The sequence below is a fragment of the Alteromonas sp. AWM4_230 genome (assembly GCF_056158305.1).
In genome coordinates this window covers 3,951,602-3,963,048 of the sequence record NZ_JBSWTB010000001.1, presented here as the reverse complement: position 1 = coordinate 3,963,048, position 11,447 = coordinate 3,951,602, and the positions used below count along the sequence as shown (strand labels likewise).

General features: G+C 44.6%; 10 protein-coding genes. 9 read left to right on the top strand and 1 reads right to left on the bottom strand.

Annotated elements, in window-relative coordinates; all coding sequences use genetic code 11:
- Nucleotides 1–141: 141 nt before the first annotated feature.
- Complete coding sequence (map, locus tag ACXACS_RS17045) at nucleotides 142–936, bottom strand: type I methionyl aminopeptidase (protein ID WP_179982597.1); 795 nt, start codon at nucleotides 934–936, stop codon at nucleotides 142–144.
- 411 nt (nucleotides 937–1,347) lie between these two features.
- Between map and rpsB the strand changes: the two genes are divergently transcribed.
- The 9 genes from rpsB (at nucleotide 1,348) to bamA (ending at nucleotide 11,409) form a co-directional block, all read left to right on the top strand.
- Nucleotides 1,348–2,079, top strand: coding sequence for a 30S ribosomal protein S2 (gene rpsB / locus ACXACS_RS17040; RefSeq protein WP_015066407.1), 732 nt, complete (start codon nucleotides 1,348–1,350; stop codon nucleotides 2,077–2,079).
- A gap of 121 nt (nucleotides 2,080–2,200) precedes the next feature.
- On the top strand, nucleotides 2,201–3,073 hold the full coding sequence (gene tsf / locus ACXACS_RS17035; RefSeq protein ID WP_012517564.1) for a translation elongation factor Ts: 873 nt from the start codon (nucleotides 2,201–2,203) through the stop codon (nucleotides 3,071–3,073).
- Between the two features lie 238 nt (nucleotides 3,074–3,311).
- On the top strand, nucleotides 3,312–4,049 hold the full coding sequence (gene pyrH / locus ACXACS_RS17030) for a UMP kinase (protein WP_069943865.1): 738 nt from the start codon (nucleotides 3,312–3,314) through the stop codon (nucleotides 4,047–4,049).
- A 23-nt stretch (nucleotides 4,050–4,072) separates the two neighbouring features.
- Nucleotides 4,073–4,630 carry a ribosome recycling factor gene (gene frr / locus ACXACS_RS17025; RefSeq protein WP_014948555.1) on the top strand — a complete coding sequence of 186 codons (558 nt, stop codon included), beginning with the start codon at nucleotides 4,073–4,075 and terminating at the stop codon, nucleotides 4,628–4,630.
- Between the two features lie 9 nt (nucleotides 4,631–4,639).
- Nucleotides 4,640–5,422, top strand: coding sequence for a polyprenyl diphosphate synthase (gene uppS / locus ACXACS_RS17020; RefSeq protein WP_474808332.1), 783 nt, complete (start codon nucleotides 4,640–4,642; stop codon nucleotides 5,420–5,422).
- A 54-nt stretch (nucleotides 5,423–5,476) separates the two neighbouring features.
- Nucleotides 5,477–6,340, top strand: a complete 864-nt coding sequence (locus ACXACS_RS17015) for a phosphatidate cytidylyltransferase (protein ID WP_474808330.1) — start codon at nucleotides 5,477–5,479, stop codon at nucleotides 6,338–6,340.
- The gene (gene ispC, locus ACXACS_RS17010) at nucleotides 6,340–7,527 is read left to right on the top strand and encodes a 1-deoxy-D-xylulose-5-phosphate reductoisomerase (protein WP_474808328.1); all 1,188 of its coding nucleotides are present in this window, start codon (nucleotides 6,340–6,342) and stop codon (nucleotides 7,525–7,527) included. The genes ACXACS_RS17015 and ispC overlap by 1 nt, the downstream gene beginning before the upstream one ends.
- Entirely contained in the window at nucleotides 7,521–8,873 is a 1,353-nt protein-coding gene (gene rseP, locus ACXACS_RS17005) for a sigma E protease regulator RseP (RefSeq protein WP_474808326.1), read from the top strand. The genes ispC and rseP overlap by 7 nt, the downstream gene beginning before the upstream one ends.
- A 58-nt stretch (nucleotides 8,874–8,931) precedes the next feature.
- A complete protein-coding gene (bamA, locus tag ACXACS_RS17000) occupies nucleotides 8,932–11,409 on the top strand; it encodes an outer membrane protein assembly factor BamA (RefSeq protein ID WP_474808324.1) in 2,478 nt (825 codons plus the stop codon).
- The last annotated feature ends 38 nt before the right edge of the window (nucleotides 11,410–11,447 follow it).

Sequence of the window (11,447 nt, the reverse complement as noted above, 5' to 3'; positions counted from 1 at the left end):
TTTATGGTTTTTTGTTATAGGTGTGTAGCCCGTTAAATAGGCGCATCGTATGAGAATTAAAAATAAAGATTTTGTATGCGGTTTTGGATGAGGCAAAGGGGAAACAAAGCGGCCGTTTGCTTAACAGCCGCAATGTAAAAATTAACCGTGTGAAATAACACGCTCTAAGCTTTCTTCCTCGCGAAGCGTTAGAATTTCAACACCGGTCTCAGTAACTAAAAGAGTGTGCTCCCATTGGGCACTTAAACTTCTGTCTTTAGTTACAACAGTCCATTGATCTGGCAAAACTTTTGAGTAACGTTTGCCTGCGTTAACCATAGGTTCGATGGTAAAGCACATACCAGGCTCTAAAACGTCGCCTGTACCTGGCTTTCCATAGTGAACAATTTGCGGTTCTTCGTGGAAGCTTGCACCAATGCCGTGACCGCAGTATTCACGTACTATTGAATAGTTATGCGCCTCAGCATGGGTTTGACAGATATGACCAATGTCGCCAAGACGCATACCCGGCTTCACTTGTTCAATCGCTTTATATAGGCACTCTTGCGTAACGCGAATAAGGCGCTCGGCAAGAATAGATGGCTTACCTACAACGAACATCTTCGAAGTATCACCGTGATAACCGTCTTTTATAACAGTTACATCAATATTGATGATGTCACCGTCTTTTAGCTTCTTGTCAGAAGGAATGCCGTGACATATACAATGGTTCACCGAAGTACAAATAGACTTTGGAAATGGTGGGTGACCATAGTTTAGCGGAGCGGGCACTGCCTTTTGCTCGTTTACTATATAGTCGTGACAAATAGTATTCAGTTCATCGGTGGTTACGCCTTTTTTCACATAAGGCCCGATCATAGTAAGTACTTCGGCAGCCAGTTTACCGGCTACGCGCATTTTTTCGATTTCTTCTGGGGTTTTGATAATAGCTGTCACAGCGCCTCTCAAATCGTTTGAAACTAGTTTGGTGAAGAATTTAAATTACTTACGCAGTATAACACTATTCAGGTCATTCTTAGTAAGGTGCTGATATTCATGGTTTTTAATTGGTGATTTCCAAGGCTGATAGCAATGGGGTGGGTCGTTTTAATAAAGGTTGGCAAAAATACTTAAAAGCCTGGCTTTTTAACGCTAAAACTTGAGGCTGTGGTGGTATTGTGATATAAAGCGCGCGCCCTGACGGAAAGCTCATTTTGCTATGTGCAACAAGCACCGTTTTAGAGGGTAAATTTATTTTATTAAAACACACATATACCGACACTTCGTATCGGGGTGTTCAGTTCAACGTAAGTTGGCCTGAATCGATACAAGGGGTATATGGAGGCCTAACCCCAAGAGGAAAATAAAATGGCTAATGTTTCTATGCGTGACATGCTGAAAGCAGGTGTGCATTTCGGTCACCAAACTCGTTACTGGAACCCAAAGATGAAGCCTTTCATCTTCGGTGCTCGTAATAAAGTTCATATCATCAACCTTGAAAAAACGGTTCCACTTTTCAACAACGCACTTAACTACCTTTCAGGTGTTGCGTCTAAGAAAGGTAAAATCCTTTTCGTTGGTACTAAGCGCGCCGCTGGCGAAGCAGTAAAAGATGCCGCTCTTAAGTGCGACCAGTACTACGTAAACAAGCGTTGGTTAGGTGGTATGCTGACTAACTGGAAAACAGTACGTCAGTCAATCAAGCGTCTTAAAGATCTAGAGCAACAAGCTCAAGACGGTACGTTTGAGAAGCTAACTAAGAAAGAAGCACTTATGCTTCAGCGCGAAATGGACAAGCTTGAAAACAGCCTTGGCGGTATCAAAGACATGGGCGGTCTTCCAGACGCAATCTTTGTTATCGACGCAGATCACGAGCACATTGCTGTAACAGAAGCTCGTAACCTAGGTATTCCTGTTGTTGGTGTTGTTGATACTAACTCTAACCCAGACGGTGTTGATTACATCATCCCTGGTAACGACGATGCTATCCGCGCTATCCAACTTTACTTGGATGCTGCTGCAAACGCTATCAACTCAGGTCGCGAAAGCAACCTTGAAGTACAAGCTGAGCAAGACGACTTCGTAGAAGCGGCAGAGTAATTCTGATTGCTTACTGTCATATCTAGATAATATGGCGGTACTACAATACGAAACGTATTGAGAGGGGCGATATCGCCCCTTTTACCTAACGAATTTATATTTAATGCTGAGGAATTGAAAAATGGCAGTGACTGCAGCACTAGTTAAAGAACTGCGCGAACGTACTGGCGCAGGTATGCTGGATTGTAAAAAAGCCCTGGTTGAAACGGATGGTGACATTGAGTTAGCCATTGAAAATATGCGTAAATCAGGCCAAGCGAAAGCGGCTAAAAAAGCAGGTCGTATCGCAGCTGAAGGTGTTATCCTTACTAAAGTTGAAGGTGGTCGCGCGACCATGCTTGAACTAAACTGTGAAACTGACTTCGTAGCACGTGACGAAGGTTTCCTTAAGTTCGGTAACGAGCTTCTAGAAGTAGCAGCGGCTAACAACATCAACGACATCGACGCACTTAACGATGCAGAACTTAACGGTTCTAAAGTAAGCGAAGTTCGTGACGCACTTGTTGCTAAAATCGGTGAAAACATCTCTCCTCGTCGCGTTATCAACGTTGAAGGCGACACGCTAGGTGCATACGTACATGGCGGCCGTATTGGTGTTATCTCTATCCTTACTGGTGGCGACGAAGAGCTAGCAAAAGACGTAGCAATGCACGTTGCAGCTGCTAGCCCGCAGTTTGTTAAGCCAGAGAATGTTCCGGCTGAAGTTGTAGAGAAAGAGAAAGAAATCCAAATCGAAATCGCTATTCAGTCTGGTAAGCCAGCTGAAATTGCTGAGAAAATGGTTGCAGGCCGCATGAAGAAGTTCACTGGCGAAGTGAGCTTGACTGGTCAGCCTTTCGTTAAAGATCCTTCAATCTCTGTAGCTGAGCTTCTTAAGAACAACAGTGCAGACGTAATCAACTTCGTACGTTTCGAAGTTGGCGAAGGTATCGAGAAGAAGACTGAAGACTTCGCTGCTGAAGTAGCTGCTCAAATGGAAGCTGCTAAGAAATAATTGAGCGTTTATCTTTTGCATTACGCAATAGTTAGATAAACTACAAAGCACCTCTTAGGAGGTGCTTTTTTATAGCTGCATTTCTTTAGTATTGCTAATGCAGTGCGCAAGTGTGAAGCTAGGCGAGTTACAAGCGTGCGCCTGCCAAACAAACGAAAGCGCTTTGTCCTATGTTTTTTACGTCAATGCTTTATTGAAAGACATAGGACAAAACGGGTTTACGAGGACAATTCAAACTATGAGTATCACACCAAAATCAGCATATCGACGCATTCTGTTAAAGCTTAGTGGTGAAGCCCTAATGGGCGAAGAAGGCTTTGGCATAGACCCTAAAGTGCTAGATAGAATGGCACAAGAAATAAAAGAGCTGGTTGAACTTGGTGTTCAAGTTGGTCTTGTTATCGGTGGTGGTAACTTGTTCCGTGGCGAAGGCCTAGCAAAAGCGGGAATGAACCGTGTTGTTGGCGACCACATGGGCATGTTGGCTACGGTAATGAACGGCCTAGCTATGCGCGACGCGCTTCATCGTGCATTTGTAAACGCGCGTATGATGTCTGCTATCCCATTAAACGGCGTGTGCGATGCTTACAACTGGGCAGAAGCTATTAGCCTTCTTAAGTCGGGCCGCGTTGTTATCTTTTCTGCCGGTACTGGCAACCCTTTCTTCACTACCGACTCAGCGGCATGCTTACGGGGTATCGAAATTGAAGCCGATGCGGTACTTAAAGCCACTAAAGTAGACGGCGTATACAGTGATGACCCAGTAAAAAATCCTGAAGCGACATTGTATGATCAATTGTCTTACCAGGAAGTTCTGGAAAAAGAATTAAAAGTAATGGACTTGTCAGCTTTCACTCTAGCACGAGATCACAGCTTACCAATTCGCGTATTCAACATGAATAAGCCGGGTTGCCTTAAGCGTGTTGTGATGGGGGAAAAAGAAGGTACCGTCATTTGCCACGCTGACAACGATTAATTAAGAACAATAGGATACAAAACGTGATTGATGAAATTGAATTAGATGCGCAAGAGCGCATGGAAAAAAGCCTAGTTTCTCTAAAAGGCCAATTCAGCAAAATCCGCACTGGTCGTGCGCATCCAAGCCTTCTAGATGGCATCATGGTACCTTATTACGGTGTAGACACGCCGCTAAAGCAAGTCGCTAACGTCGTTGCGGAAGACAGCCGTACTCTAGCGTTAACTGTTTTCGATAAAAGCGCTATCCAAGCAGTTGAAAAAGCGATTATGCAGTCTGACCTAGGGTTGAACCCAATGAGTGCGGGCGGTTCAATTCGCATTCCTCTTCCGCCGCTTACAGAAGAGCGTCGTAAAGACCTTATCCGCGTTGTACGCAACGAAGCGGAAGGTGGTCGTGTTGCTATCCGCAATATTCGTCGCGACGCTAACGGTGACATCAAAGATCTTCTAAAAGAAAAAGAAATCAGTGAAGATGAGAGCCGCGCAGCGGAAGAGAACATTCAATCTATTACTAACGATTTCATTAAGAAAGTTGACAGCATGCTTGCTGACAAAGAAAAAGAACTAATGGAAGTATAAGTAAGTATTATGATTGGAAAGCGTTTAAGCGCAGCCAAATCGAAAAAAGCCGAGGTGCCAGCAGAGTCTGCTGGCCCGAAGCATGTTGCAATCATTATGGATGGCAATGGTCGATGGGCGCAAAAGAAAGGGAAAATTCGTACCTTCGGTCACAAAGCCGGGGTAGAGTCTGTACGTTCTGTTGTGCGCTTTGCACGTCAAAACGGTATCGAATCACTAACGCTATTCGCGTTTTCAAGTGAAAACTGGAAACGTCCTGAGGAAGAAGTCAGCGTCCTTATGGAGTTGTTTAATCTCGTCCTCAATAGTGAAGCAAAACGCTTACACAAAAATGGTGTACGCTTGCAGGTTATTGGTGATGTTGAGGCTTTCGACGCCAAGCTAGTCGAAAAAATTCGCAAAGCCGAAGACATGACTAAAGACAACAAAGATTTGGTCTTAAATATCGCAGCAAATTATGGCGGTAGATGGGACATCGTAAATGCGGCCAAGCAACTCGCATCGCAGGTGAAAAGCGGCGAGCTTGATGTAGATAACATCAGTGAAGAAGTTCTTGGTTCGCACATTTCTACAGCTAACCTTCCAGAGTTAGATCTTCTTATTCGCACTGGTGGCGAGCACCGAATTAGTAATTTCTTACTGTGGCAGTGTGCTTATGCCGAATTGTATTTCACCGATGTACTATGGCCCGACTTCAATGAAGACGTGTTTCAATTAGCCGTAGATGATTTCAATGTTCGTCAACGAAGATTCGGTCTAACCGGTGAACAGGTAGTCACAGCCGATGGTTAATACCATGCAGGCAATTATCAGGCTAGCCCTGGTAACCAAAGCCAAGGGCAAATTATGCTAAAACAACGGATAATAACTGCATTAATTCTCGCGCCGTTGGCGCTCTACGCTATTCTTTTTCTTCCTATTTTCTGGTTTGAAATAGCCATAGCCGGTGTTGTCGGCATTGGTGCCTATGAGTGGGCGAATATGTCAGGCGTGTGCGAGCGTCCTAAAAAACTTATTTACATGGCGGGAGCCTTTGCAATATGTATTGCTCTATCGCTTACCGTTGATGCCAGCACCATTTGGTATCAGGGCCAATTGCATGGCCTGTATCGCGCAATTTTAACCATCGCTGTGTTGTGGTGGATAGCCTCTTTATTTATGGTGCTTGCCTATCCGAAATACTCACGATTCTGGAAAGACAGTCGCAGTGTAAGAACCCTATTTGGCGCACTTACGCTTATACCAACATGGGTAGCGGTAGTTGCACTTCGCACTAGCCTGCATGATGTTGATCCATTTTATGGCGCATCGCTGATTTTTTATGTATTGGGTATCGTTTGGGCGGCTGATATAGGCGCATTCTTCGTAGGCGTTAAATTTGGTCGACACAAGTTACGCCCTAACGTATCGCCAGGTAAAAGTTTAGAAGGTTTGTTAGGCGGTATTGCTGCCTCGTTCGCTATTATTGCTTTTGCTGCACTGCACTATCAGGTTGAGCCGTCGCGCATTTGGCTACACCTTGCAATTGGCGGTATAACCGTTGCTGTTTCTGCGCTTGGTGATTTGAACGAGAGCATGCTGAAGCGATGCGCTGGCATTAAAGACAGTGGTAAAATACTGCCTGGCCATGGTGGTGTGCTAGATAGAATTGATAGCCTAACTGCAGCATTTCCAGTATTTGCCTTCTGCTATGTAACTTGGATGGCGTAATGCAAACAGTAACAGTGTTAGGGGCCACAGGCTCCATTGGTTGTAATACACTCGACGTAATAAATCGCCACCCAGACAAATACCGCGTTTTTGCTATTACTGGTAACTCTCAGCTTGAACTGCTTATGGAGCAAGCGCAAAAATGCGCGCCCCGTTATGTAGTGATCGCCAACGATGCTCACTATAAAGCCGCCTGCGAGTTAGCTTCTCAATACGGTGTAGATGCTGAAATTCTTTCAGGCACCAAAGCATTGGAGGAGGTATCAAGCGCACCTGAAGTTGACGCTGTCATGGCTGCAATTGTAGGGGCAGCAGGCCTTTTGCCTACAATGGCGGCGGTTAAGGCAGGAAAACGAGTTTTGCTTGCGAATAAAGAAGCCTTGGTCATGTCTGGCGCTTTATTTATCGAAGCTGCAAACCAAAGTGGCGCTGAAATACTTCCAATTGACAGCGAACACAATGCCATATTCCAGTGTCTCCCGCACGATTACGAATATGGTAACTTTGCTGCATCAGGTATCCACAAAATCTTATTAACGGGTTCTGGTGGCCCATTCAGAGAAAGACCACTTAGTAGCTTTTCTTCAATTACCATTGATGAGGCCAGTACTCACCCTAACTGGTCAATGGGCCGAAAAATAACAATCGATTCGGCAACTATGATGAACAAGGGGTTAGAGTTCATAGAAGCCTGTTGGCTATTCGGTGCCGGCGCTGAAGATATTGATGTTGTTATACATCCACAAAGCATAATCCATTCTATGGTGCAGTACATTGATGGCTCTGTAATAGCGCAAATGGGTAACCCAGATATGCGAACACCTATTGCATATGGTTTGGCTCACCCAGATCGAATTGAAGCAGGTGTGAAGCCCCTCGACTTTTCGGATATGGCTAATTTCAGTTTCCAGACCCCTTGTTTTGAGCGTTACCCTAATTTGAAGTTGGCTATTGATGCATGTAAGGAAGGGCAATGCGCAACGACAAGAGTCAATGCGTCAAATGAAGTGGCTGTAGACGCTTTTTTAGAGGGCAAAATTCAATTTTGTGATATTGCTAAAGTAAACGACGCTACGCTCAATGCTATGCCGCACGTATCGGTAAGTTCTATTCAACAAATATTAGAACAAGACGCACTAGCAAGAACCAAAGCTAACGAGATTATTCGAGGTAAATTTCAGTGCTAGCATTTTTATGGAGCCTTGGGGCATTCATTGTCGCCTTAGGTATTTTGGTAGCCGTACATGAATGGGGGCACTTTTACGTTGCTCGCAAATGCGGTGTACAGGTAGAGCGTTTCTCAATTGGATTTGGCAAGCCAATTTGGCGAAAGTTAAGTAAGTCCGGTACAGAATATGTTATCGCTATGATTCCCCTTGGTGGTTACGTTCGCATGCTCGATGGGCGTATTGATGACGTACCGCCTGAGTTAGAAGATAAAGCCTTCAATAAAAAACCTGTATTGCAGCGCATGGCGGTAATTGCAGCGGGCCCTGGCGTAAACTTCATATTTGCATTTTTTGCTCTTTGGCTAATGTACCTTGTCGGTTTAGAAACCGTTAAACCTGTTGTTAAAGCTGTCGAGCCACAAAGTGTTGCAGCTGTAGCAGGCGTTCAACCTGGTGATGAAATCATTAAGGTCGGCGACAGAATTACACCGGACTGGGAAGCGGTTAATTTAGAAGTTGTCTCTAACATAGGGTCAGAAAAAACCACTGTTACGGTTAAAAATGCATCAAATGTCGAAAAAGAACTGACATTTACACTGGGTTCTTGGAACTTTGACCCAGATAGTGAGTCTCCATTAAGCAGCTTAGGCATAACCCCATACCGACCGGATGCAACGTTAACTGTTGGGTTTGTTGGTGAGGGAAGTGCGGCGCAGGAAGCAGGGTTGAAACCCGGTGATGAACTTGTCGCACTAAATGGCGCTAAATTGACGTCGTGGGAAGGTTTGGTTGACGTTATTGTTGAAAGCCCCGGTGAAAGTATCTCTCTTGATATACAAAGGGATGGACAGCAACTAACGTTAAATGCCACGATAGCGCGCCGCGATACACCACAAGGGCAAAGTGGTTATTTAGGTGTGAGCCCAACATTCGAGCCTTGGCCTGAAGGGTATGTGTTTACTCATCAATATGGCATTATAGAGGCTATTGGGAAGGCGCTAGACAAAACGTGGCGTCTAATGACACTGAGTGTCGAAATGATAGGAAAGCTTATCACCGGCGATGTCTCGGTGAAGAATTTGAGCGGTCCTATCTCAATTGCTCAAGGTGCGGGAACAAGTGCTGGGTATGGACTTGCGTACTTTTTGAGTTTTCTTGCCTTAATAAGCGTAAATTTAGGCATAATAAATTTATTACCCTTGCCCATGCTTGACGGTGGCCACCTCATGTTTTTCATTGTGGAGTGGATCACTGGTAAGCCTGTGCCTGAAGCGGTGCAAGAATGGGGTTACAGAATAGGTGGCGTGCTTCTGTTTATGATCATGGGTATCGCAATTTTTAACGATATCGCTCGCATAACCTGATACAAATCAGGAAGTACAAAACAGCTAATACAAAACGCGGCCAGGAAAAGAAAAATAGATGAAGTTAAAACAGTTAGTAGCAGCCGGAGCCATTTTTTCCAGTGCTAGCTTTGCCAATGCTGCGGCGCAAGACAGTGAATTTGTTGTTGAAGACATTCGCGTAGAGGGTTTGCAACGTGTTGCACTTGGTGCAGCCTTAACCTACTTGCCCGTTCAAGTTGGCGACGAGCTTAATACATTCAGGGTAACGCAGCTTATTCGCTCGCTTTACTCTTCAACTCACTTTGAAAATGTAGAAATTCTTCGCGACGGCAATACCCTTGTGGTTCGTGTGGCGGAGCGCCCAACCATCAGTAATATTATTTTTGACGGCAATGATGATATTAAAGATGAGCAGCTTCAAGAAAGTTTGGATGGCAATGGTGTTCGCATCGGTGAGCCACTTGATAAGACCGTACTAACCTCTATTGAGAATGGCCTTAAAGACTTCTTTTACAGCATAGGTAAGTACAATGCTGACGTAACGGCTATTATTACGCCGTTACCGCGTAACCGTGTCGATTTGAAGCTACTTTTTGAAGAAGGCGATGCCGCTGAAATCGAGCAAATTAATATTGTAGGTAACGAAATTTTCTCAGACGAAGAGCTGATGGAAGCGTTTGAGCTACAATACGATACGCCTTGGTGGGACTTTCTATCAGAGACTCGCTATCAGCAACAAACGTTACAAGGTGACATGGAAACCTTGCGTAACCACTATTTAAATCGTGGTTACCTACGATTTAATGTTGACTCTACTCAAGTGTCGATGACCCCTGAAAAGTCCGGTATCTACATTGCTATGAACGTATCAGAAGGTGAGCAATACACCATTTCTGAAGTAGAACTCGTAGGTGATGTACTTGGCCATGAAGAATACATCGAGCGCGTACTGCCGCTAACAGAAGGCGAGCTATACAACCAAGCGGAAGTCACCTACACAGAAGAGTTTATTAGTAAATACCTAGGTCGCTTCGGCTATGCTTATCCAACGGTAACCACAGTACCTGAAATTAATGACGAAGATAAAACGGTTAAGCTGACGCTATCTGTAGACCCGGGTAAGCGTATTTATGTTAACCGTATTAAGTTTAACGGTAACGTGGTAACCGCCGACAGTGTACTTCGTCAAAACGTAAGTCAGATGGAAGGCACCTGGTTATCTAATAATTTGCTAGAGTCTTCAAAAAATCAGCTTTCTCGTCTTACCTACATGGAAGAAGTAGAGTTTGAAACTGTACGTATTCCAGGCTCTGAAGATAAGGTTGATGTTAACTATAATGTTAAAGAGCAGCCTTCGGGCTCGTTTAACGCAGGTATCGGTTACGGTGACAGAACCAAGTTAAGCTTACAGGCGGGTATCCAACAAGATAATTTCTTGGGTACAGGTAAACGTGTTGGCCTTAACCTAAGTACGGTTTCGTATCAGCGCAGTGCGCAAATCACCTATAACGATCCTTACTTCACCATTGACGGTATCAGTTTGGGTGGAAGCATTGGTTATAGCGAGTTCGACGGCTCTGACTTTAACGTAATCCAGTACAACTCAAAACGTTGGTCAATTGGTGCGAACATTGGTTATCCAATTAACGAATTTAATCGTATCAACTTCGGTTTAACCTATAGCAATGTAGAGCTATTTAACCGTGGTTATTATGAGCAAACAGAGCAGTTCTATAACCAGTTTACCAATGGCGAAGATCCGGATGCGGCTATTAAATACGATAGCTATCTTGCTAGCGTAAGCTGGAGTAGAAGCACGCTAAACCGTGGTCTATTCCCAACGGCGGGCTCGTCTCAACGTGCATCCTTTAGCATTACTACGCCAAACTCTGACGTTAACTACTTTAAAACTGTATTCGATGGTAAATGGTATTTCCCATTATCACGTGATCAACGCTGGTCGTTCCTAACACGAATTCGTCTCGGATACGGTAACGGTTACGGTGATATCGATGGCAACGAACAAATATTGCCGTTCACTGAGAACTTTACCGCAGGTGGTTCAGATTCACTGCGTGGATTTGAGAATAATACGGTTGGTCCTCGAGGTATTTTCCTCGGTAACACTGGCACCATTTCTGGTCCTGATGGGGAAGTATTCCCGGCGGACCCAGCTGACGCTGCACTTTCTTGGTCGACGCGAAGCCTAGGTGGTAACGCTATGGCACTCGGTGGTATTGAGCTAATCGTGCCTACGCCGTTTGTTGAAGAAGAAATGGATAACTCTGTTCGCACAAGTTTGTTTGTGGATGTGGGTAACGTATGGGATACTGAGTTTGATTATGACTACTACCGTCAGTTTGATATAGCATCTACTCAAAATGGTGAGCTATTGGACTATTCTGACTGGAGTCTGTATCGTAGTTCGGCAGGTATATCGGTCCAGTGGATTTCACCAATGGGGCCGATGGTATTTAGCTTCTCGAAAGCGATACAGCAACGTGATGGTGATGATGCTAGATTCTTCACTTTCAATATTGGTCAAACTTTCTAAGACATTAAAACGAGCGCGTTTTAACCGCGCTCTATAAT